The 24,088-nt window shown below is 63.5% G+C and carries 20 protein-coding genes; 11 read left to right on the plus strand and 9 right to left on the minus strand.

Annotated elements, in window-relative coordinates; translation table 11 throughout:
- Window positions 1-175 precede the first annotated feature (175 nt).
- Window positions 176-1,633: an NCS1 family nucleobase:cation symporter-1 gene (locus NKJ76_RS03365; RefSeq protein WP_352536775.1), complete on the plus strand. Its 1,458-nt coding sequence runs from the start codon at window positions 176-178 to the stop codon at window positions 1,631-1,633.
- A gap of 88 nt (window positions 1,634-1,721) precedes the next feature.
- On the opposite strand, the gene NKJ76_RS03370 is transcribed toward NKJ76_RS03365, so the two are convergent.
- The 5 genes from NKJ76_RS03370 to tpiA form a co-directional block, all read right to left on the minus strand.
- The gene (locus NKJ76_RS03370) at window positions 1,722-2,258 is read right to left on the minus strand and encodes a DUF1697 domain-containing protein (RefSeq protein WP_023709418.1); all 537 of its coding nucleotides are present in this window, start codon (window positions 2,256-2,258) and stop codon (window positions 1,722-1,724) included.
- A 15-nt stretch (window positions 2,259-2,273) separates the two neighbouring features.
- Window positions 2,274-3,911, minus strand: a complete 1,638-nt coding sequence (pyrG, locus tag NKJ76_RS03375) for a CTP synthase (protein WP_352536776.1) — start codon at window positions 3,909-3,911, stop codon at window positions 2,274-2,276.
- 154 nt (window positions 3,912-4,065) lie between these two features.
- The gene (locus NKJ76_RS03380; RefSeq protein WP_023724398.1) at window positions 4,066-5,184 is read right to left on the minus strand and encodes a L,D-transpeptidase; all 1,119 of its coding nucleotides are present in this window, start codon (window positions 5,182-5,184) and stop codon (window positions 4,066-4,068) included.
- Window positions 5,185-5,385: 201 nt separating this feature from the next.
- Entirely contained in the window at window positions 5,386-5,874 is a 489-nt protein-coding gene (gene secG, locus NKJ76_RS03385; protein WP_023724397.1) for a preprotein translocase subunit SecG, read from the minus strand.
- A gap of 195 nt (window positions 5,875-6,069) precedes the next feature.
- Window positions 6,070-6,840, minus strand: coding sequence for a triose-phosphate isomerase (gene tpiA / locus NKJ76_RS03390; protein WP_023724396.1), 771 nt, complete (start codon window positions 6,838-6,840; stop codon window positions 6,070-6,072).
- A 147-nt stretch (window positions 6,841-6,987) separates the two neighbouring features.
- Between tpiA and NKJ76_RS03395 the strand changes: the two genes are divergently transcribed.
- From NKJ76_RS03395 to NKJ76_RS03415, 5 genes are read left to right on the plus strand one after another with little or no spacing between them, the layout of a single operon-like run.
- Window positions 6,988-8,883, plus strand: a complete 1,896-nt coding sequence (locus NKJ76_RS03395) for a peptidylprolyl isomerase (protein ID WP_023724395.1) — start codon at window positions 6,988-6,990, stop codon at window positions 8,881-8,883.
- A gap of 31 nt (window positions 8,884-8,914) precedes the next feature.
- Window positions 8,915-9,925 carry an anthranilate phosphoribosyltransferase gene (gene trpD / locus NKJ76_RS03400; protein ID WP_352536777.1) on the plus strand — a complete coding sequence of 337 codons (1,011 nt, stop codon included), beginning with the start codon at window positions 8,915-8,917 and terminating at the stop codon, window positions 9,923-9,925.
- A 3-nt stretch (window positions 9,926-9,928) separates the two neighbouring features.
- The gene (trpC, locus tag NKJ76_RS03405; protein ID WP_023750454.1) at window positions 9,929-10,741 is read left to right on the plus strand and encodes an indole-3-glycerol phosphate synthase TrpC; all 813 of its coding nucleotides are present in this window, start codon (window positions 9,929-9,931) and stop codon (window positions 10,739-10,741) included.
- A 2-nt stretch (window positions 10,742-10,743) separates the two neighbouring features.
- On the plus strand, window positions 10,744-11,226 hold the full coding sequence (gene moaC / locus NKJ76_RS03410; protein WP_023726639.1) for a cyclic pyranopterin monophosphate synthase MoaC: 483 nt from the start codon (window positions 10,744-10,746) through the stop codon (window positions 11,224-11,226).
- Entirely contained in the window at window positions 11,226-12,431 is a 1,206-nt protein-coding gene (locus NKJ76_RS03415; RefSeq protein ID WP_352536778.1) for a molybdopterin molybdotransferase MoeA, read from the plus strand. The genes moaC and NKJ76_RS03415 overlap by 1 nt, the downstream gene beginning before the upstream one ends.
- A gap of 45 nt (window positions 12,432-12,476) precedes the next feature.
- Here the strand turns inward: NKJ76_RS03415 and NKJ76_RS03420 are convergent, their stop codons facing one another.
- A complete protein-coding gene (locus NKJ76_RS03420) occupies window positions 12,477-13,313 on the minus strand; it encodes a hormone-sensitive lipase (RefSeq protein ID WP_488376730.1) in 837 nt (278 codons plus the stop codon).
- 160 nt (window positions 13,314-13,473) lie between these two features.
- On the opposite strand from NKJ76_RS03420, the gene NKJ76_RS03425 reads away from it, so the two are divergent.
- Window positions 13,474-15,099, plus strand: a complete 1,626-nt coding sequence (locus NKJ76_RS03425) for an AMP-binding protein (protein ID WP_023724390.1) — start codon at window positions 13,474-13,476, stop codon at window positions 15,097-15,099.
- Complete coding sequence (kynA, locus tag NKJ76_RS03430; protein ID WP_023748414.1) at window positions 15,096-15,932, plus strand: tryptophan 2,3-dioxygenase; 837 nt, start codon at window positions 15,096-15,098, stop codon at window positions 15,930-15,932. The genes NKJ76_RS03425 and kynA overlap by 4 nt, the downstream gene beginning before the upstream one ends.
- Window positions 15,933-16,038: 106 nt before the next feature.
- Here the strand turns inward: kynA and kynU are convergent, their stop codons facing one another.
- On the minus strand, window positions 16,039-17,286 hold the full coding sequence (gene kynU / locus NKJ76_RS03435) for a kynureninase (protein ID WP_023724389.1): 1,248 nt from the start codon (window positions 17,284-17,286) through the stop codon (window positions 16,039-16,041).
- A gap of 167 nt (window positions 17,287-17,453) precedes the next feature.
- On the opposite strand from kynU, the gene NKJ76_RS03440 reads away from it, so the two are divergent.
- Together NKJ76_RS03440 and lexA are read left to right on the plus strand one after the other, a co-directional pair.
- Window positions 17,454-18,218 carry a GntR family transcriptional regulator gene (locus tag NKJ76_RS03440; protein ID WP_023688568.1) on the plus strand — a complete coding sequence of 255 codons (765 nt, stop codon included), beginning with the start codon at window positions 17,454-17,456 and terminating at the stop codon, window positions 18,216-18,218.
- Window positions 18,219-18,423: 205 nt separating this feature from the next.
- Window positions 18,424-19,206, plus strand: coding sequence for a transcriptional repressor LexA (gene lexA, locus NKJ76_RS03445; RefSeq protein WP_023693449.1), 783 nt, complete (start codon window positions 18,424-18,426; stop codon window positions 19,204-19,206).
- Here the strand turns inward: lexA and NKJ76_RS03450 are convergent.
- A complete protein-coding gene (locus NKJ76_RS03450; RefSeq protein ID WP_352536779.1) occupies window positions 19,200-21,656 on the minus strand; it encodes a ComEC/Rec2 family competence protein in 2,457 nt (818 codons plus the stop codon). The two genes, lexA and NKJ76_RS03450, sit on opposite strands and share 7 nt — an antisense overlap.
- A gap of 111 nt (window positions 21,657-21,767) precedes the next feature.
- Window positions 21,768-22,184 carry an NAD(+)--rifampin ADP-ribosyltransferase gene (arr, locus tag NKJ76_RS03455; protein ID WP_023688571.1) on the minus strand — a complete coding sequence of 139 codons (417 nt, stop codon included), beginning with the start codon at window positions 22,182-22,184 and terminating at the stop codon, window positions 21,768-21,770.
- 463 nt (window positions 22,185-22,647) lie between these two features.
- Between arr and gltX the strand changes: the two genes are divergently transcribed.
- Window positions 22,648-24,072 carry a glutamate--tRNA ligase gene (gltX, locus tag NKJ76_RS03460; protein WP_023696561.1) on the plus strand — a complete coding sequence of 475 codons (1,425 nt, stop codon included), beginning with the start codon at window positions 22,648-22,650 and terminating at the stop codon, window positions 24,070-24,072.
- Window positions 24,073-24,088 lie beyond the last annotated feature (16 nt).

The raw sequence follows: 24,088 nt of genomic DNA on the forward strand, positions 1-24,088 counted from the left end.
AGATCGCCGCGATTGCGCCGACCTTCGCCAAAAGCCGATCGATAAGCGCTGTTCTCATTGAATATCTTTAAGGCCAAAGCCGGCAAATGGATTGCTTGCCGGTTCCCCCGCGTCAGGCATAACCTGCGCAGTCGACGCGTGAGGGCGCGTGCGGCATCAAGGGGAGGACATCGCAGTGACCATACAAGGCGCATCACCTGATCTATACAATGAGGATCTGGCTCCGGCCAAAGTCCGAAACTGGGGGCCGTTCTCGATCTTCAACGTCTGGACGTCGGACGTCCACAGCCTCTGGGGCTATTATCTCGCCGCAAGCCTGTTCCTGTTTTGCGGCGGCTTCGTCAATTTCATCATCGCCATCGGCATCGGTTCGCTGATCATCTACGCGCTGATGAACATGGTCGGCTATGCCGGCGTGAAGACCGGCGTGCCCTACCCCGTGCTGGCGCGCGCCTCCTTCGGCATCTGGGGCGCCAACATTCCGGCCCTGGTGCGCGCCATCGTCGCCTGCTTCTGGTACGGCGCGCAGACGGCGGCGGCATCGGGCGCGATCGTGGCGTTGCTGATCCGCTCGCAATGGTTCGCCGATTTCAACGCCAACACGCATTTCCTCGGCCACACGGGTCTGGAAGTGATCTGTTTTGTGGTCATCTGGGCACTGCAATTGCTGATCATCCAGAACGGCATGGAAACGGTGCGCCGCTTCCAGGATTGGGCCGGACCGGCGGTGTGGGTGATGATGTTGATCCTGGCGATCTATCTCTGTGTAAAATCCGGGAGATTTGCCTTTACCAGCGACATCCCGATGGATGTGCTGCTCGACAAGACAAAGGATGCCGGCGTACCCGGAACCCCTGGCTCCTGGACGTCGCTGTTTGCGGTGGCCGCGATCTGGGTCACCTATTTCTCGGCGCTCTATCTCAATTTCTGCGATTTCGCCCGCTATGCCCCAGACAAGGCATCGCTGCGCAAGGGCAACATCTGGGGCCTGCCGATCAATCTCATCCTGTTCTCGCTGGTCGCCGGCGTGACCACCATCGCTGCCTTCGACGTGTATGGCGAAGTGCTTCTGCATCCCGACCAGATCTCGGCGAAATTCGACAGCTGGTTCCTGGCAGCGCTTGCAGCCCTGACTTTTGCCGTGGCGACGCTCGGCATCAATGTGGTGGCAAACTTCGTCTCGCCGGCCTTCGACTTCTCCAATGTCTTTCCCCGGCAGATCGACTTCAAGAAGGGCGGCTATATCGCAGCTGTTATCGCGCTGGTGCTCTATCCCTTCGCGCCGTGGGAAGGCAGTGCCGCATCTTTCGTCAACGTCATCGGCGCGACGATGGGGCCGATCTTCGGGGTGATGATGGTCGACTACTATCTGATCCGGACGGGCGAGGTCGACGTCGAGGCACTGTACCGCGAAGATGGCGAGTTCCGCTTCCAGGGCGGCTGGCACGTCAACGCCTTCATAGCAGCCGGCATCGGCGCCATCTTCTCCTCGGTCCTGCCGAACTTCACCAATTTGCTGCCGGCATGGTGGGGCGTTTATGGCTGGTTTTTCGGCGTCGGCATTGCAGGGGTCATCTACTACGTCCTTCGCACCGCCGCCCTTGGCGCAGGGGCCAGGACGGCGAAGGCGTGAAATTGAGGGATAGGGAGTAGTCAGTAGTCAGTAGTCAGTAGTCAGTAGGGAATAATACCCCTACTCCCTACTCCCTACTCCCTACTCCCTACTCCACCATCTCAGCCAACCTCCGCACCGTGTTCCAGTTGCGTGCGGTGCCGATGCCCATGCGCTTGTGGTTCATGGCAGCGAGCAGCCGCGAGCTTGGCCGCTGGCGCGAAAAGACGACCCAGATGTCGCCGTCGACCGAAGCCACCCTCTCGTCCTCGGCGGCATAGGCCTGGAGCGCGGCCACACCATCCGCTGGCGCTGGCTCGCGCATCACCCGCACGGCCACCTGATCGCCTGCCTCGGCAGAGTCGGCCGGGAATGGGTTGCCGGCGGCAAGTTTCAGCCAATCCTCGGCAGTGCGCACGATGATGACGACATTGCGGCCGAAGGTTTTTTCGAAGGCCGTTTCCAACTGCTGTTCCAGCTTGGCGATACCAGTCGCCCGTGTCTCGAAGACCAGATTGCCGGTCGCCACCAGGGTGCGCGGGTTCTTCAGCCCAAGCTGTTCAGCCATCGCCTTGAGGTCGGCCATGACGACCCGGCGGCCTTCGCCGAGGATAATGCTGTAGAGCAGCGCAACATAGGTTTGCATGGCAACGCGGCCTGCTTATACCAGCCGCGACTGGTCCACCGCGGCCGAGATGAAGCTGGCGAACAGGGGATGCGGCTCCAGCGGCCGGCTCTTCAGTTCCGGGTGATACTGGACGCCGATAAACCAGGGATGGTCGGGATATTCGACGGTTTCCGGCAGCACACCGTCGGGCGACATGCCGGCAAACACCAGGCCGCAATCTTCTAGCCGCTCCTTGTAGTCGATATTGACCTCGTAGCGGTGGCGATGGCGCTCGGAAATCTGGGTGTCGCCATAGATGTCGGCGATCTTCGAACCCTTGGCGAGTTCAGCCTGATAGGCGCCAAGCCGCATGGTGCCGCCGAGATCGCCCGTTTCGCGGCGCTTCTCCAGCATGTTGCCTTTCAGCCATTCGGTCATCAGGCCGACGACCGGCTCGTCGGTCGGACCGAATTCGGTCGACGAGGCGTGTTCGACGCCGGCCAGCGAGCGCGCTGCCTCGATGCAGGCCATCTGCATGCCGAAGCAGATGCCGAAATACGGCACCTTGCGCTCGCGGGCGAATTTCGCCGCCAGGATCTTGCCTTCCGAGCCGCGCTCGCCGAAGCCGCCGGGCACCAGGATGCCATGCACCTTTTCCAGCCACGGCGTCGGGTCTTCCTTCTCGAAAATCTCGCTCTCGATCCAGTCGAGCTTGACCTTGACGCGGTTGGCCATGCCGCCATGCGACAAAGCCTCGATCAGCGATTTGTAGGCATCCTTGAGGCCGGTGTATTTGCCGACAATGGCGATCGTTACCTCGCCTTCCGGATTGTGGATGCGGTTGGACACGGCCTGCCAGGGCTCCATGCGCGGCTTCGGCGCCGGATCGATACCGAAGGCGGCCAGCACTTCCGAATCGAGCCCTTCCTTGTGGTAAGCCATCGGCACGTCATAGATGTGGGGCACGTCGAGCGCCTGGATGACGGCGCTCTCGCGCACATTGCAGAACAGCGACAGTTTTCTGCGCTCTTCCTTGGGGATGGCGCGGTCGGCGCGGACCAGCAGGATATCGGGCGCGATGCCGATGCCGCGCAGTTCCTTGACCGAATGCTGGGTCGGCTTGGTCTTCAACTCGCCGGCCGTGGGGATGTAAGGCATCAAGGTCAGGTGGACATAGACGGCGTTGTTGCGCGGCAGATCGTTGCCGAGCTGGCGGATAGCCTCGAGAAACGGCATCGCCTCGATATCGCCAACCGTACCGCCGATCTCGCACAGCACGAAATCATAGTCGGCATTGCCGTCGAGCACGAAATTCTTGATCTCATCGGTGACATGCGGAATGACCTGCACGGTGGCGCCGAGATAGTCGCCGCGCCGTTCGCGCTCGATGATGTTCTTGTAGATGCGGCCGGTGGTGATGTTGTCTTGCTGGTTGGCCGAGCGGCCGGTGAAGCGCTCGTAATGGCCAAGATCGAGATCGGTCTCGGCGCCGTCATCGGTGACGAAAACCTCGCCATGCTGGTAAGGCGACATCGTTCCGGGATCGACATTGAGATAGGGATCGAGCTTTTTGATGCGTGCGCGATAGCCTCGCGCCTGCAAGAGAGCCCCAAGGGCCGCTGCAGCGATGCCTTTTCCAAGTGAGGAAACCACGCCGCCTGTGATGAATACATATCGCGCCATGGGAGTCATCGCTTAACGCGGCCGAATTGATTCCGCCAGAGAAAAAACCGCCGCTGAGGCTTTTTCCAGAGAAGGCGCGATAGTCCCGAGGTTCGAGACTGGTGTTTTGGTCAAAACAAAAGGGCCGGCAAAAGCCGGCCCTTTCGGCAGGTTTGTGAAAGCGTCAGATGATGACGACCTTGGTGCCGACCCTGACGCGGCTGTAGAGGTCCATGACGTGCTCGTTGATCATGCGGAAGCAGCCATTGGAAGCGCTGGTTCCGATCGACTGCGGCGCGATGGTGCCGTGGATGCGCAGATGCGTGTCCTTCTTGCCGTCGTAGAGATAGATGGCGCGGGCGCCGAGCGGGTTCTGGCCGCCGCCGGGCATGCCGTCCTTGTACTGGCCATAATGCTTGGGTTCGCGCTTCTGCATGTCGAGCGTCGGGATCCAGCGCGGCCATTCCTGCTTGTCGCCAACGGCAACCTTGCCCTTGAACTGCAGGCCTTCGCGGCCGACCGCGATCGCATAGCGGCGGGCGGTGAAAGCCGATTCGACGAGGTAGAGGCGGCGCGCGCTGGTATCGATGACGATCGTACCCGGCTCATAGCCGCTGAATTCGACGTCCTGCGGCACGAATTCCGGCTTCACCTTGAACTGCTTCTTGGCTTGCCGCTTGGCGAGAGCCTGGTCGAGCGCGCGCGTTTCGGGGAGATAGGCAATCGACGAGGCAGAGGACGTGCCGCCGAACAGGCCGGCGAACAGTCCGCCACTCGTCGGCTTCTGGCCCGGGGCCTCGCTGCGCAATTCGCCATTGTTGCCGGTCAGCGCGATATTCATCGCTTCGGCCGGAAGCGGTTCAGCCGATTCGATCGGCTCGACCGGCGCGATCGGGTCAACCGGAGCGATGATCTTGGTGATCTTCTTGCCTGGCTTGGCGTCAGCGATCACCACCGGCTTGCCCTTGCTGGCCAGGAACGCCTGGCGCTGGGCATCGGCCCTGGCTTTCGCCGCATCGCGCATCGCCAGCTTGCGGGCCTCGAGCGCCTTGACGCGGGCGAGATCCCTGTCGGCGGCGATCTTGTCTTCGAGCTTGCTGATCTGAGCCAGATCGTCCGGGCTCGGGTTTTTCTTCTTCTTGAGAAGCTTCAGCTGCGTCGCATCGCTCTTGGCGGCGACGTTGATGACAGCGGTTTTGCCAACCGCCTGCGGTGAGGTCATTGCCGGAGTGCCGGCGAAGGCCGCGGAGCTCATGCCGAATACGGCACAAAACCCCATGAAAATGAAGCTGCGAAGCTGCATGGCGAAGATCCGATCGTTCAATGCTTGTTGCCCACGGCGTCGCCCGGCGCCCCCCAAGGGCGCAGAAAGTGCCGCCGGCAATCTATAATCGAAGTGGCGTACGGGCCTCAAGCACGGGGTGCGGTCGAATCTTCGTGATCGTGTGCCATTTGCCGCGACTGTGTTGAAACAACAACAGATCGCGGCATCCGACCCTACCGACTACTGGTTCGGAACCTGCGGCGTGACCGGCAAGGTAACGCCATTGGTAGCCGGCGGCGCAGCCGAATCGGTTGCAGGTGGCGTCGCCGGAGATGGAGCCGTCGCCGGGGCCGTGGTGGCGGGCGGCGTGGTGGCGGCGCCGTTGGCCGCGGGCGCGGCCGGTGCGGTGTTGCCCGAAGGCGGCGTCGGCGCCGTCGTGCCGGGCAACTGATTGAGCACGCCGTTGCCGCTGTCGGCCGGCACGCGGTCGAGAATGTCGATCGGTTTTTCGCCATAGCGGGCAACGATCGAGAGTGTCAGCGACGTCACGAAGAAGGCCGCGGCCAGGATCGCCGTCGCCCGCGTCAGCGCATTGGCGGCGCCACGCGCGGTCATGAAACCGGAACCGCCGCCAATGCCGAGACCACCGCCTTCGGAGCGTTGCAGCAGCACCACGCCGACAAGGGCGAGCACGACCATGAGGTGGATGACGATCAGTACGGTTTCCATATTTTATCCTGGCAAGCCCTGCCGCTCCCTGGCGATCAGGGCCGGTGATTTGGAGGCGGCTCCATACAATGCTTTAACGGCATTTCCAAGCCCGTGGCCGGAATATGGGAAGCAATGCGCCCTTTGCAACGATTTCCGCCGAACTGCCGCGTTCATAAGTCGATGACGGAACTGTCGGCAACGAAATTCCGGGGCCTACGCGATATTCTGGTATGCCTCGGCGATGGCGAGAAAGTCGGACGCCTTCAAGCTGGCGCCGCCAACCAGCGCGCCGTCGACGTTTTTGACGCCCAGCAGTTCGACCGCGTTGGACGCCTTGACCGAGCCGCCATAGAGGATGCGCATCTTGCCGGCCACGGCTGCGCCGAGCGCTTCCGCCAGTTTTTGGCGGATATGCGCGTGCGCCTCCGCCACGTCTTCGGCGGTCGGCGTCAGGCCGGTGCCGATAGCCCATACCGGCTCGTAGGCGACAACGGTGTTGGCGGGCGTTGCGCTCGGTGGCACCGAGCCGGCGACCTGGCGCGACAACACGTCGAGTGCTGTGCCCGCTTCACGCTCGGCCTTGGTCTCGCCGATGCAGATGATGGCGACGAGCCCTGCCCGCCACGCCGCCGAGGCCTTGGCGAGCACGATGGCATCGTCCTCGCTGCGCTGTTCGCGGCACTCGGAATGGCCGACAATGACGTGGCTGGCGCCCGCATCCTTCAGCATCTCGGCTGAGACACAGCCGGTGAAGGCGCCGCTTTCCTTGATGTGGCAGTCCTCGCCACCGGCCCGCACCGGCGTGCGCGACAGGATTTCGACGGCGCGCGACAGCAAGGTCGCCGGCACGCAGACCAATGCTTCGGTCTCTGCGTCGAGCCCGCTCATGAAGCCGTTGCCGATCATCCTGAGCTCGTTCAGCGAAGCGCTGGTGCCGTTCATTTTCCAGTTGCCGGCAACGAGCGGTCGAATTCCTGGCGTCATGGGGATCTGGTTCTCCGGGCGACATTGGGGTCTCGCCCTCCCTATCAAAATCAGGCCACAAAGCAATCGACAGTGAGCCGGAAGGGCGCTATTGCGCTTGTTTCAGACTCGGGCGCACGCAAAACTGCGCAAAAATCGGAAGTAACAATGCTTGGTATATTAAGAAGCGCGGCAGGGACCTGGGTCGCGAAAGCCCTGCTGTCGCTGCTGGTGTTGAGTTTCCTTGCCTGGGGCGTCACCACGCGGATGACGGGCGGCTTCCTGGCCGGCCATCATGCGGTGATCACCGCCGGCAGCACCACCGTGTCGATCACCGAGTACCGCCTAGCCTACGATCGCCAGATCGCCATGCTGCAGCAGCAGATCGGCCAGCGCATCAGCCGCGACCAGGCCAAGGCCTATGGCATCGACAACCAGGTGCTGGCTCAGTTGGTGTCCGGCGCCGTCCTCGACGAACAGGCGCGCAAGCTCGGGCTTGGCTTCTCCAAGGACAGGCTGGCCGAACTGACGCGGCAGGAACCCGCCTTCCAGGGCCCGAATGGCCAGTTCGACCGCCGGCTGTTCGAATCCCGCCTGCGCGAACTGGGAATGCGGCCGGAGGATTATCTGAAGAACCGGGCTCAGGTGGCGGTGCGCCAGCAGATCGTCGAAGCGGTTTCGGACGGGCTCAAGGCTCCGGATACCTTCTTCAAGGCAGTTGCGCTCTATCGCGGCGAAGACCGCACCATCGACTATCTGATCTTGCCAAAGGCGTTGGTGGAGCCGATCGAGGCGCCATCCGACAGCGTGCTTCAGGCTTATTTCGAGGCCAACAAGAAAACCTACGCGGCGCCAGAATACCGCAAATTCTCCTATGTCCGGCTCGAGCCCGAAGACATCATGGATGTCAGCGCCGTAACGGACCAGCAGGTCAGCGACGACTACAACAAGAACAAGGGCCGCTACACCACGCCGGAAATGCGCACCATCGAACAGCTGGTGTTTCCTTCCGCGGACGCGGCCAAGGCGGCATCCGATTCGCTGAAGACGGGCGCCACTTTCGACAAGATCGTCACCGCGCAGGGCAAGACCCCGGCCGACACGCTGCTCGGCACGCTCTCCAAGGATAAGATCACCGACAAGGCGGTCGCCGATGCCGCATTCGCGCTTGCCGTCAACGAAGTCAGCCCGATCGTCCAGGGCGCGTTCGGTCCGGTGCTTTTGCGCGTTACCGAGATCAAACCGGAAACGGTGAAGCCGCTGGCGGAAGTGTCAGACCAGATCCGCAAGGATCTGGCGCTTGGCGAAGCAAGCCGCATCCTGCTCGACGTGCACGACAATTACGAAGACACCCGCGCCGCCGGCAGCACGCTGGCCGAAGCCGCCGCCAAACTGAAGCTCAAGGACGTCACCGTCGAGGCCATAGACCGCACCGGCCTCAAGCCGGACGGCACCATCATCAAGGATCTGCCGGCATCGCCGGACCTCATCAAGGCGGTGTTCGAGGCCGAGCCCAACACCGAGAATCAAGCCCTGACCACGCCTAACAACGGCTTCGTGTTCTATGAACTGACATCGATCACGCCGGCTCGCGACCGCACGCTGGACGAAGTCCGCCAGCGCGTGGTGGCGGACTGGACGACAGAGGAAACGACCAAGCGGCTGACCGCGAAAGCAGACGAACTCGACAAGCGCCTCAAGGCTGGCACCACACTCGACGTCATCGCCGGCGAACTGAAGCTTGAAAAGCAGACCAAGCGCGGCGTGAAGCGCGAGGCCGACGATGTCGATTTCGGCAAGGAGGGTGCTGCTGCGATGTTCGGCGTCGGCGAAGGCGGCACCGGGCTGATCCCCTCGCCCACCGGCGACGGCCAGATCCTGTTCAAGGTCGCCGAAGTGTTCGAGCCGGCCGGAGCCGACGCCAGCTCGGTACCCGACGATGCGCAAAAATCCTTCACGCAAGGCATGTCCGACGATCTGCTCGACCAGTTGGTGGCGCAGTTGCAGACGCAGTACGCCGTCAGCGTCGACCAGGCCGCCGTTGCCCAAGCCCTCGCCCAATGAATGGCCCTAGCCCAATGAACGTCTTGGCCCAATGAGCGCCCTGAAGACCCATATCGCCAAGGTCGCCACGGGAACCGGGCTTACCTTCGACGAAGCGCGCGAAGCTTTCGACATCATCATGTCTGGCGACGCGACGCCGGGCCAGATCGGCGGCTTCCTGATGGCCTTGCGTGTGCGCGGTGAGACGGTGAGCGAGATTTCCGGCGCCGTCGCCACCATGCGTGCCAAGATGCTGCGCGTCGAAGCTCCTGAGGGCGCCATCGACATTGTCGGCACGGGCGGCGACAATTCGCATTCAGTCAACATCTCGACCGCTTCGGCCTTCGTCATTGCCGGCTGCGGCGTGCCGGTCGCCAAGCACGGCAATCGCGGCCTGTCGTCGCTGACGGGCGCTGCCGATGTGCTGGTCGCGCTCGGCGTCAAGATCGATATCCTGCCAGAGGTGATCGGCCGCTGCATCCAGGAGGCCGGCGTCGGCTTCATGTTCGCGCCGGCGCACCACCCTGCGATGAAGCATGTCGGCCCGACCCGCGTCGAGCTCGGCACGCGCACCATCTTCAACCTGCTCGGACCGCTGTCCAATCCGGCCGGCGTCAGCAGGCAGATGGTCGGCGTGTTCCTGCCTGAATGGATCGTGCCGGTGGCCGAGACATTGAAGGCGCTGGGCACCGAGCATGCCTGGGTCGTCCATGGCGACGGCTATGACGAAATCACCACCACCGGCGAAACGCAGGTGGCGGAACTGGCCGGCGGCGAGATCCGCCATTTCACGCTCACCCCGGAAGCCGTCGGCCTGCAGCGCCACACCAAGAACGAGTTGCGCGGCGGCGACGCCGCCTACAACGCCAAGGCGTTGCGCGACATGCTGGGCGGTGCTGCCGGCGCCTATCGCGATACGGTGCTGATGAATGCCGGCGCCGGCATGGTGGTAGCCGGCAAGGCGACGACGCTTGCCGACGGCATGGCCGCGGCCACACAGGCCATCGACAGCGGCCGGGCGCTGGGCGTGCTCGACAGGCTGGTCGAGATTTCGAACGGATGAGCCGTGGCTGACATTCTGCGCAAGATCGAGGCCTACAAACGCGACGAGATCGCGGCGGCGAAGGCGCGGATACCGTTGGCCGAGATCAAGGCGCGAGCCAAGGATGCCGACGCACCGCGTGGCTTTCTGAGGGCGCTTGAGGCGAAGCGCAGATCGGGCAGCTTCGGCCTGATCGCCGAGATCAAAAAGGCTAGCCCTTCCAAAGGCTTGATCCGTGCCGATTTCGACCCGCCCGCACTGGCGCAGGCCTATGAGAAAGGCGGTGCCGCCTGTCTTTCGGTGCTGACCGATGCGCCATCCTTCCAGGGCGCGCCGGAATTTCTCACCAATGCGCGCAACGCCGTCGCCCTGCCCGCGCTGCGCAAGGATTTCCTGTTCGACCCTTACCAGGTTTACGAGGCTCGCGCCTGGGGCGCTGATGCCATCCTGATCATCATGGCCAGCGTCGATGATGCCTTGGCCAGCGAATTGGAAGCGACCGCATTCGAACTCGGCATGGATGCGCTGATCGAGGTGCATGACGAGGCCGAGACGCAGCGCGCGGTAAAACTGTCGTCGCAGCTGATCGGCATCAACAACCGCAATCTCAGAACATTCGAGACCAGCCTCGAAACCTCGGAACGGCTGGCGTCGATGGTGCCGGGCGGCCGATTGCTGGTCAGCGAGAGCGGCATTTTCACCCACGACGATTGCTTCAGGATGCAAAAGACCGGCATCAGCACCTTCCTCGTCGGCGAGAGCCTGATGCGGCAAGAGGATGTCGCTGCGGCAACGCGGCTGCTTTTGACAGGCAAGGCGAAGGCAGAGGTAGCCTGACAATGGCAGCCGCCCTCACCCATCTCGGCGCCAAGGGCGAGGCCAACATGGTCGATGTCGGCGACAAGGCGGAGACGACGCGCACGGCGGTCGCCGAGGGCTTTGTGTCGATGCGGGCCGAAACCCTGAAGATGATCCTCGACGGCGACGCCAAGAAGGGCGATGTGCTGGGTACCGCGCGCATTGCCGGCATCATGGCGGCCAAGAAGACGCATGAGCTGATCCCGCTCTGCCATCCGCTGCTTTTGACCAAGGTGTCGGTCGACATCGAACCGGACACCACGCTGCCCGGCCTCAGGGTCACCGCGCTTGCCCGCGTCACCGGCAAGACCGGGGTCGAGATGGAGGCGCTGACCGCGGCGTCGGTGGCGTGCCTGACCATCTACGACATGGCCAAGGCGGTCGACCGTGCCATGGTGATTTCCGGCATCAGGCTGGTGGAAAAGACCGGCGGCAAGTCCGGCGACTACAGGGCGGGTTCGTAATGGCGCTGTTTCCGGTCGCCGAGGCGCTTCAACGCCTCCTCGACGGCGCTGTGGCGTTGCCCGGTGAAAGCGTCGCGCTGGCGGATGCGGCCGGCCGGGTGCTGGCGGAGCCGGTCGTGGCGCTGCGTACCCAGCCGCCTTTCAATGCATCTGCCATGGACGGCTATGCCGCACGGGCGCAGGATGTGGCGACCCTCCCCGCGAGGCTTTCGGTGATCGGCACGGCGCCTGCAGGGCGCGGCTTTGACGGCGCTGTCGGCAAGGCGGAAGCCGTGCGCATCTTCACCGGCGCGCCGCTGCCTGAAGGCGCAGACACCATCGTCATCCAGGAAAATGTTCGCGATCTCGGCGGTGGCCGGATCGAGGTCACCGAACCGACGGCGAAGAACCGCAACATCCGCCGCCTTGGACTGGATTTTGCCCAAGGCGACGTGCTGCTGGAGAAAGGCCGCGTGCTCGATCCGGCTGCATTGTCGCTGGCGGCGTCGGCCAATCATCCCCGGTTGAACGTGGTGCAACGGCCGCTGGTCGCCATCATCGCCACCGGCGACGAATTGCTGCCACCGGGCAGCGAACCTGGCCCCGCCCAGATCATCTCGTCCAACGCCTATGGCGTCGCTGCTGTGGCGCAGTCGGTCGGCGCTCGCGCGCTCGATCTCGGTATAGCGGCCGATCGCAAGGAAGCGATCGCGGCGCTGGTGAAAAAGGCGGTCGATGCGAAAGCCGACGTCATCGTCACGCTCGGCGGCGCCTCGGTCGGCGACCATGATCTCGTTCATGACGTGCTGACCGGCGAAGGCATGAACCTCGACTTCTGGAAGCTCGCCATGCGCCCGGGCAAGCCGCTGATGTTCGGGCGGCTGGGCGATATCAGGTGCATCGGCCTGCCCGGCAATCCGGTGGCGAGCCTGGTCTGCTCGCAATTGTTCCTGAAGCCGCTATTGGCGCAGCTCGGCGGCCGTCCCCACCGGCAGGACATCCGCCAGGCTCAGCTTGGCGCCGCGATGCCGGCCAATGATCTAAGGCAAGACTATGTGCGCGCCGTGGTCCGGGAAGAAGCCGGCGCATTGGTGGCGACGCCGATCGGCATCCAGGATTCCTCGATGCTGAGAATGCTGGCCGACGCCACCGGCCTGATCGTGCGCGAGCCCTTCGCTCCGGCGGCAGAAGCAGGCGCTGCTTGCAGCGTTCTGATGTTGCGCTGAAGGTCGCGGATCCAAGCCGTTAATTCCAAGAGATAAGACTGGTTGTTACTCCGCCAGCAATGTCCGCGTCAGCGGATGTGTCGGATCGGCAAGCCCGTCGACGATGCTGAAATGATGCCGGTCCGGCTCGACCACTGTGCTGGTCGTGGCGCCGAGGCCGATCCAGATGTTGGCAAGCAGCGCATTCTGGCGCAGGAACTCCGCCCGCTCGCCGCCGCCGGCCCAGCAGGTGATGCGCGCGCCCTGCATGGGGCGCAGCAGAACCGGGCTTTCGGCCAGTGCTTCCGCTTCATCGATGGCCAGTGTCGCGTTCATCCCCGTCCGCATGATCGGCCGCAGATCATGAACCCCGGAGATCGAGACGACATTGCGTATGCGGCCAGCCACATCGGCGGCCAGAGGCGTCGTTGTCGTCACCATCCTGGAGGCGAGATGGCCGCCGGCGGAATGCCCGGTCAGGATCACCGGCCCGCCGACCATCGTCGCCGCCTTGCCGATCGCCGCCGCGATTTCCCTGACGATGCCGGAAATGCGTATGTCGGGACAAAGCGTGTAAGTCGGCATTGCCACGGCAAAGCCATTGGCAACCGCGCCGTTGGCCAGATGCGACCATGGCTTGTTGTCGAACGCCTTCCAGTAACCGCCATGGATGAAGACGACGAGCCCTTTGGGCATGACATCGGGAAGGAACAGATCGAGCCTGTTGCGCGGGCTGTCGCCATAGGCGATGTCGAGCTTGGCCCGACCGGACGCCGACATTGTGTCGCGAAAAGCCTGTGCCGGTGTGTCCCATGCGGCCGGCCAGCGATTGCTGCCGGCAATGTTGTCGCCGTTGGCGTAGGCATTGTCCCAATCGGCAACACGATGTTCGAGCATCTGCATCCCTCCCGGATGGCTTCAGTTCAGTCGACAGGAATGGCCGCCGAACAGGGCGGCGTCAATGCTGCGACCTAAAAACATTTTAGGCTTGAAACAAATTTCGACTGGTGCGATCCTGCGCCTTGTTCAGCCATGGGCGCGAGGCAGACAGGGGCAGCCGAAAATGCTTGGGCCATCAGCGCATATCGACACATTCACGCGTGACAACCTGCCGCCGCCGGAGCAATGGCCGGAGTTTTTGCTCGACGGCTTCGACTATCCCGACCACATAAATGCCGGCGTCGAATTGACCGACAGGCTGGTCGAAAAAGGGTTCGGCGACCACACCGCGCTGATCGGCAATGGCCGCCGCCGCACCTACAAGGAACTGTCCGACTGGACCAACAGGCTCGCCCATGCCCTGGTCGAGAATTATGGCATCAAGCCGGGCAACCGGGTGCTGATCCGCTCGGCCAACAACCCGGCCATGGTCGCCTGCTGGCTGGCCGCCACCAAGGTTGGCGCGGTGGTCGTCAACACCATGCCGATGCTGCGCGCCGGCGAACTCGCCAAGATCGTCGACAAGGCGGAAATCACGGTTGCGCTTTGCGATACAAGGCTGATGGACGAGATGACCGCCTGCGCCAAGGGCAGTGCGTATCTCAAGCAGGTCATTGGCTTCGACGGCACGGCCAACCATGACGCGGAACTCGACCGCGCCGCCCTCGACAAGCCGGTCACCTTCACTGCCGTCAACACCGGCCGCGACGATGTCGCCCTGCTCGGCTTCACCTCCGGCACCACCGGCGTGCCGAAGGCGACGATGCATTTCCACCGCGACCTGCTGATCGTCGCCGACGCCTATGCCCGCGAAATCCTGGAGGTGACGCCCGACGACATCTTCGTCGGCTCCCCGCCCCTTGCCTTTACCTTCGGTCTTGGCGGGCTCGCCATCTTCCCGCTGCGTTTCGGCGCCGCGGCGACGTTGCTGGAACAGGCGACGCCACCCAACATGATCCACATCATCGAGACCTACAAAGCGACCATTTCCTTCACCGCTCCAACCGCCTATCGGGCCATGCTCAAGGCCATGGATCAAGGCGCTGACCTGTCCTCGCTGCGCGTCGCGGTTTCGGCGGGCGAGACGCTGCCGGCGCCTGTCTTCGAGGAATGGACTGAGAAGACCGGCAAGCCGATCCTCGATGGGATCGGCGCCACCGAGATGCTGCATATCTTCATCTCCAACCGCTTCGACGACATGAAGCCGGCCTCCACCGGCAAACCCGTCGGCGGCTATCAGGCACGCATCGTCGATGACGAGATGCGGGAGCTGCCGCGCGGCTCTACTGGCCGGCTGGCGGTGCGCGGCCCGACCGGCTGCCGCTACATGGCCGATGCCAGGCAAAAGGACTATGTCCGCGATGGCTGGAATCTCACCGGCGATACGTTCACGCAGGACGAGGATGGCTTCTTCCACTTCGCCGCGCGTTCCGACGACATGATCGTCAGCGCCGGCTACAACATCGCCGGCCCCGAGGTCGAAGCGGCGCTGCTCTCGCATCCCGACGTCGCCGAATGCGCGGTGACCGGCGCCGAGGACGGTGAACGCGGCCAGATCGTCGAGGCGCATATCGTGCTTGTGCAAGGTGTTTCGCCGGACGCATTGACCGTCAAACGCCTGCAGGACCACGTCAAGGCAACGATCGCGCCCTACAAATATCCGCGTTCGGTGAAGTTCATCGACGCCTTGCCCAAAACCCAGACCGGCAAGATCCAGCGCTTCCGGTTGCGCGCGGAGAAGAGCAATTGATTAAGCCGCACGATCCGGCGTCCGATGGCGCGCAGATGTCGTTCAAGGAGCGGATGTCCTACAGCGACTATCTGCAGCTGGACAAGGTGCTCGATGCGCAGGCGCCGCTGTCTTCGGCCCATGACGAGATGCTGTTCATCATCCAGCATCAGACATCGGAATTGTGGATGAAGCTCGCTTTGCACGAGATCGGCGCCGCGATCCGCTCTATCCGCGCCGACCGCCTCGAACCGAGCTTCAAGATGCTGTCTCGCGTCGCGCGCATCTTCGAGCAGCTCAACAATGCCTGGGACGTGCTGCGCACGATGACGCCAAGCGAATACACCGAGTTTCGCGACGCGCTCGGCCAATCCTCGGGCTTCCAGTCGTGGCAGTACCGCGCTATCGAGTTCATGGCCGGCAACCGCAACCTAGCCATGCTCGGGCCGCACAAGCACCGGCCCGATCTTACGGACAGGCTGGAAGCGATCCTGGCCACGCCGTCGCTGTACGACGAGGCGCTTCTGCTTTTGGCGCGCAATGGCTTCGACATCGGCGCCGATGCCGGGCGCACGGACTGGCGCGAGACGCGCGTCGAGAACGAAGACGTGCTGGCTGCCTGGCAAACCGTCTACCGCGACCCGCAGCGCTACTGGATGCTCTACGAACTGGCCGAGAAGCTGGTCGACTTCGAGGATTACTTCCGCCGCTGGCGCTTCAACCACGTCACCACGGTCGAGCGCATCATCGGCTTGAAGCGCGGCACGGGCGGCACCTCAGGCGCCTCCTATCTGAAGAAGATGCTGGAGGTTGTGCTGTTTCCGGAGCTCTGGACGGTCCGCACCCGGCTCTAGAGCATTTCACCGTTTAACGTAAACGGCGAAATGCTCTAGCTCTTTGATTTGACGCAATTGCGGACGGAAAACCGCTTCACACTTTTCCTGAAATTGCTCTAGTTCCTCAGGTGACCGCGGTCTTCACCGCGAAGCGGGCGTCCTGCCAGGCGCCGGTGCGCAGAATATCCCCCAGGACTTCGACCGCCTGCCAGACATCGCCATATCCGACATAGAGCGGCGTGAAGCCGAAACGGATGGTCGACGGCGCCCGGAAATCGCCGATCACGCCGCGCTCGATCAGCGCGCGCATCACCTGATAGCCATGCGGATGGAGGAACGACACCTGGCTGCCGCGCTGGCTGCCGTCGCGAGGACTTTCGAGTTCAAGCCCGTAGGCGCCGCATCTGGCTTCGACGAGCTGGATAAACAGGTCGGTCAGCGCGATGCTTTTTCTGCGCACCGCCGCCATATCGACGTCGTTCCAGATATCGAGCGCGCCCTTGAGCGCCCGCATCGACAGCACCGGCTGCGTTCCGCACAGGAAGCGGCGAATGCCGCTGCCGACGGCAAAGCCCTGCTCGAAGGCAAAGGGCCGCGCATGGCCCCACCAGCCGCTGAGCGGCTGGTGGGCATCGTCATGGTGGCGCTCGGCCGCGTAGATGAAGGCTGGCGAGCCCGGGCCGCCATTGAGGTATTTGTAGGTGCAGCCGACGGCGAAATCGGCATTGGCACGGTCAAGTTCGACCGGCAAGGCGCCGGCCGTGTGGCAGAGATCCCAGATGATCAGCGCGCCGGCGTCATGTGCCTTGCGCGTCAGCGCCGCCATGTCGCGCAACTGGCCGGATTTGTAGTTGACGTGGTTGACCAGGATGACGGCAACGCTGTCGTCGATCAGCTCCTCGATTGCGGCCGCGTCGACGCCCTCCAGCCGCAGCCGCGTTCCCGGCCGGGTCGAGGCGACGCCTTCGGCCATGTAGAGGTCGGTCGGGAAACTGTCGCCCTCGGCAACGATGACCGACCGATCCGGCCGCATGCCGAGCGCTGCGTGCAGCAGCTTGTAGATGTTGATCGAGGTTGTGTCGCAGACCACCGTCTGCCCATCAGCCGCGCCGATCAGTCGCCCGAGCTGATCTCCGAGTTCCAACGGCATGTTGAACCAGCCGGCGGTGTTCCAGGCGCGAATGAGGTCGTGCGCCCATTCCTGCGTGGCGGCCTGCTGCAGTTCGCTGAAGACGACCGCTGACGCGGCGCCCAGGGAATTGCCGTCGAGATAAATCACGCCTTGCGGCAAGACAAAGCGTTCGCGCATGGAGCGCAGCGGATCGGCGGCATCCATTGCTTCGATTGTAGCGAGATCGGGTGTCGTGCTCATGATCCGGCGCCCCTCCATGGACAAACGCGCGCGGCGGAGCCTGCCGCCCAAACATGCCGGCGATCTTGAGTGGTCGCCCTTGAACTGTCAAACATTATATATAATTCACCCATTGAAAGGCTTTGATATATAATGATCCGCCGAGCGTTTATGTCTGATGGATCACGATGCTGGATGACGAGCAGACCTCGAAGACGGAAGCGGCCTATCGCCTGCTCAGGCGCGATATTCTTGCGACCCGGCTGGCGCCTGCCGCGCCGTTGAAGCTGAGCACGCTGCGCAACACCTACGGCATCGGCTGGACGCCGTTGCGCGAGGCGCTGTCGCGGCTGGAGGCGGAACGGCTTGTGACCGCCATCAGCAACCGCGGGTTTGCGGTCGCTCCCGTCTCTCGGGCGGAGCTCGAGGATTTGGCGCGTGCGCGGCTGGTGGTCGAACTGCCCCTGCTGGTGGAATCGATCGAGGAGGGCGACCGTGAGTGGGAAGACGCGGTCGTTGCCGCCCACTATCGTCTCTCACGGTGCGGGTCTGTTCTCGACGATCCATCGGATGATGCGGTCGACGCGTGGTACGAAAAACACGATGCCTTCCATGCGGCGCTGCTCAGTGCCGCGACATCCAGCTGGCTGCTGCGCTTCAATGCGACGATTTCCGACCAATTGCATCGCCATCACCGCTTTCTGGGTCTGGCCCCGACGCTGCGCGCCGCCGCCGGCCGCACGGATGGCCACCGGAAGGCCGTGGCGGCCCTGCGCGACGCCGTGGCGATCGAACACCATACCGCCCTGATGGAAGCGGCCCTCGATCGCGACGTCGAACGTGCGAAAACTCTGATGACCGCTCACATCGGCTACACGCTGCAGGTCTATGCCCAGAGTGAACCCGGCGCGGATGCTGCGCAGCCCCGTCCGAAAAGGAAGCGGCGATCGTAGCCGACGACGCAGGGCACTTTGTCTTCGTTTCACCCCGTTGCCGGCCAACGACTACGAGCGCCGCTCGCGGTGCCGAACGTCACGCTGAACAAAACGTCAACACATTCATTAAACTTTAAAAGGTTGCGGAACACAACTGGAACAGATAGTGTTTGTTCTGGGTTTGTTTTTTCTGATTCTGGTTTCAGAACCCCTGGGGGCCGCGATGCTGACGCGCAAACAACATGAGCTTCTGATGTTCATCCATGAACGCCTGAAGGAGAGCGGAATCCCGCCGTCCTTCGATGAGATGAAGGAAGCGCTTGACCTCGCCTCCAAGTCCGGCATCCACCGCCTGATCACGGCGCTTGAGGAGCGCGGTTTCATTCGCCGGCTGCCGAACCGGGCGCGCGCGCTGGAAGTGCTGCGGCTGCCCGACTCGATCGCACCAGGCCTCAATGCGGCGAGGAAGTTTTCGCCGAGCGTCATTCAGGGCAGTCTTGGTCAAACCGGCCAAGGGCAAGGCGGCCAAGGACAAGGCGCGATGGGCCAAGGCGGTATCGGCCGCCAGATCAAGCCGGGCTCGCCGTCGCGTTCGATGTCGGCCGGCAATGACGACGCCGTTTCGGCGGTGTCGATCCCGGTGATGGGACGCATTGCTGCCGGTGTGCCGATCGACGCCATCCAGCATCAGACCCATTCGATCTCGGTGCCGCCCGACATGATCATGGGCGGTGAACACTACGCGCTCGAGGTCAAGGGCGATTCGATGATCGAGGCCGGCATTTTCGATGGCGACACGGTCATCATCCGCAATGCCGACACAGCCAGCCCCGGCGAGATCGTGGTGGCGTTGGTCGACGATGAGGAAGCGACCCTGAAACGCTTCCGCCGCAAGGGCGCCTCGATCGCCCTGGAAGCCGCCAACCCGGCCTACGAGACCCGCATTTTTGGACCGGACAGGGTGAAGGTGCAGGGCAAGCTTGTCGGATTGATCCGGCGCTACTGAGCCGGCTTGGGTTTGTACTTTTCACGCTGGTTGTAAGGCGGCAGGCCGCGCGCTTCGCGGGAGAAGCGGCGTTGCTCGTGCCAGGGGCGATACGGCTTGTCGACGGCGAAGCGGATGGTTGGCGCTGCAGCTGCCGATTGCGGATCGAAGAAGACGGCGGCGCTGCCGTCGCGGGCCAGCTGTTTCTTCGTCACGACCAGCACCAGCGGGTCGCGGCACGGATTGTAGGCGGTGGCGTCATCGATGACGATCAGGCTCGCGAAGGCACAGGCCGGCCGCGCCGTCTTGCGGTCTTTCGCAAGCGCTACAATGGCTCCGGAAGGGTGCCGGGCGATACAGAGATCGCCGGTGCAATAGAAGGGCGAGCCGGGCGGCAGATCGAGCGGATCGAGATCGAACCGCGTATCTGTTGCCTCGAAAATCTCAGGTGGGATAATGGTTTCGGCCCGCAGCGCCCGTTTCCAATTGTCCGTGGTGAATTCGTTGGAGCGTTCGCGGTTGAGGGCGAGTTCGCCGCCACCGATCGGCATGGCCACCAGATGCGCATCCTCGGATATGAGCACGTCTGGCGTAAGCACCTGCGGCACCGTCAACAGGCCGGCCAGCGCGAAAGGCACGGCCGCCAACCTGAGCCAGGTGGTGGCCATGGTGGCGATGACGAGGGCGACCGCCACTAACAGCACCGAGCGGATGGAGATCAGCCCGACGGCGTCGACCGGCGAGCGCTCGGAAATCCAGGCCGATATAGCGATCATCGCCATCAGACCCTTGCCCATCACATAGAGGAACGGCCCGTCGGCGCCGAACGGCATCGCCAGTGCGCTGAGCACGGCAAAAGGCATGACGATCAACGAAACAATCGGCATCACGGCCAGATTGGCGATCAGGCTGAGCGGCGACACACGCTGAAAATGCCAGATGGCGAACAGCAAGGTTGCACTGCCGGCGATGATCGAGGTCATGGCGAGGCCGCCCATGGCCAGCGCGAATTTTCGCGACAGGAAGCCGACGAAGGAGCGCTTTGCCGGCGGCGTTCTCACCTTGTCGGCGCGGTAATCGGCCCAGCCGGCATAGGCGCCGACAAGGGCGGCGGTGGCAGCAAACGACATCTGGAAGCTGGGACCGACCACCTCGTGCGGCGACACCAGGATGACGGCAATGGCGGAGATCGCCAGATTGCGCATGGTGAGTGCGGCGCGATCAAACAGCACGGCGACAAGCATGACCGCCAGCATGATGAAGCTGCGCTCGGCGGCAACCACGACGCCTGAAATGACGAGATAGGCGGCGATGGAGACGAGTGCTGCCACTGCTGCATATTTCTTGACTGGGCGGCGCGAAGAGAAATCGGGAAACAGCGCAAAGGCGCCACGCAGCAACGCCATGATGGTGCCGGCAACCAGCGCCATGTGCAGGCCGGAGATGGAGATGATGTGGTAGATGCCGGTGCGCCGCATCGCTTCGTTGACCTCGTCCGGGATGCCGGCGCGCACCCCGACAATCAACGCCGCGGCAATCTCGCCTTCGGCGCCGCCGATTTTGCCCCTGATATGGTCGGCAATGTTTTCGCGCGCGTTCTCGATTGCCGAGGAGAGCCGCGCGGTCAGCGGCGGCGGTCCCTGCGTAGCAATGGTTTTCGGATTGCCGAGAAAGAAGCCGCTGCCGCCGATACCGGTGAAATAGCTGTCGAAGGAGAAATCGTAGCTCTCCGGCCGCACCGGACCGGTCGGCGGCAACAGCCTGGCATAGCCGGTGATCAGGGAGCCGGCGGTCATATCGGCGGGAACGGTCCGCGCCGAGAGCCTGACCCGCTCCGGGGCGTAGCGCAGCTCGGGGTAAGCGGTCGAAACCACATCGAGCGTCAGCCTGATGCGGCCGCTTTCCATCTGTTCGAGACTGACGACGCGGCCGGTCAGCCGTGTCTGAATCTCGGAGCCGAGCATCTGCGTTCCGGCGCGCCAAGTCTCGACTTTGGCGGCGACGACGCCGAGCGCGCACAGCATCGCGGCCATGCAGAACAGATGCGTCCTCGGCCGCGATCGCGTGGCGAGGGCGCAACATGTCGCCAGCACCACAATGGCGATTGGCTGCGCAAAGCCGGGCTCGCCGGCCAGCGAGAAATAAATGATGACGCCGGCCGCCAGGAAAACCGGCACCAGCAGGAAGGCGACGCCCCGGTCGAGCTCCGTGTTGGCGGCCACGGCAAGGCTGCGGCGGAGCGCGGGCCATGACGGACGGCGAAGCCATCTGCGCAGACGGGCGATAGATCCGGGCGCTGTGACTTGCGCCGGCAACGCGTGACCGGGCAGCGCAGGCGCGACGCCGGGATGCGGCTCAGGCAGCGCGAGGGGCAGCGGCTCGGCATAGGGACTATCGGCAAACAGCGAGCGTTCGCTGACGCTTGCCTCGGCGCCTTCGCCTTCCTTCGTGCCCCGGCCACGTCCAGCCATCGGGTCTGCCCCTTGCGCCCCAGACCCCTATGCTACATGAACGCGCAAAGCGCGAAAGTCCGCGTGATCACGTCCACCGCGCCGGAATCGACCATCACCTGGCAAGGACGCTCAATCCTCAATCATATCCTGGCCCTCCGCTCTCAGGCGAGCAAGCCCATCGTGCATTGCCTTCAATTGTTCCGGTGTATGACCCTGCCATTCACCGAGTTCACCCAGGATGAGCAACGGATCACGGGAGCGGTAGGATTTCGTCGGATTACCGGGAAATTTTTTGTCGGTCAGGTTAGGGTCATCCATAAAAAACCCCGTCGGCTTTACGATGTAAATCCTTTGACGACCGTCACCCGTTGCAAGCTCTGCTCCCCAGATGGCGGCTTCCAGTGTCTGGGTGAAATAGATCCATGACAGTGGTTTACCTCTGAAATTGGAAGGGTGGCCGACGCTCAGCAGATCCCCGGGTTTCAAATCCGCCCGGGTACCATGGTAGAACGGATCACCCTCCGTATGGTCGGCGTTTTCGGTCATCGGTAGTCCTTCTTTCAATCATGCCTCCTTCGTGGCGAGACCGGCCTGCACACAGTTGCGGTGTTCACGATAATGATTGCAGAAAGGTCAATATGCGTGACCAAGCCAACGCTGTCACGGCGGCGTTGTAGTCGGGCAGTGCCGCATCCGTGAAGAAATGTCCGCTCGTCAGAGGGGGCTACCACCGTCGCAGCGATGTTCCAGCCACTGTGACGGACGCTGCAGCCGAATGAAACCCAGACATTGACGCTGCTGCCAAACAAGGTTGCGCGGAGGGTGCGAACAGATTTTGTGCTACGAGGCTCCAGCGCCAGTTGACGCAACCGATAATTGCCGACGTGCCCCGGCCACGTCCAGCCATCGGGTCTGCCCCTTGCGCCCCAGACCCCCTATGCTACATGAACGCGCAAAGCGCGAAAGTCCGCGCGATCACGCTCCGCTTTCCAAGGTTCCCGAGAGTTCCATGTCCGACACGGTCGTCACCCGTTTTGCCCCCTCGCCCACCGGCTATCTGCATATAGGCGGCGCGCGCACCGCACTGTTCAACTGGCTGTACGCCAAGCACACCGGCGGCACGATGGTGCTGCGCATCGAGGACACCGACCGCGAACGCTTCAACGAGGCGGCGACACAGGCCATTCTGGATGGGCTGACCTGGCTCGGCCTTTCCTGGGACGGTGAGGCCATATCGCAGTTCGAGCGCGCGCCACGCCACCGTGAGGTGGCCGAGGAGCTGGTGCGCCTGGGCAAGGCCTATTACAGCTACGAGACGCCTGCCGAGCTCGAGGCGATGCGCGAGGCCGCACGCGCCAAGGGCTTGCCGCCGCGCTACAATGGCGCGTGGCGCGATCGTGCCCCCTCGGAGGCGCCTCCCGGCGTCAAGGGCGCCATCCGCATCAAGGCGCCGACCGAGGGCGAAACCGTGGTGCACGACCGTGTGCAGGGCGAGGTGCGCTTCCCCAACAAGGACCTCGACGATTTCATCATCCTGCGCTCGGACGGCAATCCGACCTACATGCATGCCGTCGTCGTCGACGACCATGACATGGGCGTCACCCACATCATCCGTGGCGACGACCATCTGACCAACGCCGCGCGCCAGACGGTGATCTACAACGCCATGGGCTGGGACGTCCCGTCGATGTCGCATATCCCGCTGATCCACGGCGCCGACGGCGCCAAGCTGTCGAAGCGGCACGGCGCACTCGGTGTCGAGGCTTATCGCGCCATGGGCTATCTGCCCGAGGCACTGCTCAACTATCTGGCGCGGCTCGGCTGGAGCCATGGGGACGACGAGATCATGTCGATCAAGGACATGATTTCGTGGTTCGACATCGGCGATGTCAACAAGGGTGCGGCGCGCTTCGACTTCGCCAAGCTCGAGTCAATCAACGGCGCGCATATGCGCAAGATGGCCGATACCGAGCTGTTCGACATTTTCGTCGCCACTCTGCCATACCTCGAAGGCGGATCTGCTATCGCCGCCCGTCTCGACGACGCCAGGAAGGCGCAGCTGCTGGCCGCCTTGCCGGGCCTGAAAGAGCGCGCCAAGACGCTGGTGGAACTGGCCGATGGCGCGGCCTTCCTGTTCGTCGAGCGGCCGCTGCCGATCGACGAGAAGGCGGCAGCACTGCTCAGTGCCGACGCGCGCGCGATCCTGCGCGGCGCACATGCCGCTTTGCAGACTGTTTCGGGCGATTGGTCGGCTGCCGCGGCTGAAGCCGCGGTGCGCGAGTTCGCAGCGGCCGGCGGCCACAAGCTCGGCGCCGTGGCCCAACCGCTCCGGGCGGCCCTTACCGGCCGTAGCACCTCGCCCGGCGTGTTCGACGTGCTTGCCGTGCTTGGCCGCGAGGAAAGCCTGGCGCGGATTGCGGATCAAATCGATTAGGAGCGAGCTGGCCCAA

The sequence above is a fragment of the Mesorhizobium sp. M0029 genome, assembly GCF_040323735.1.
GTDB lineage: Bacteria > Pseudomonadota > Alphaproteobacteria > Rhizobiales > Rhizobiaceae > Mesorhizobium.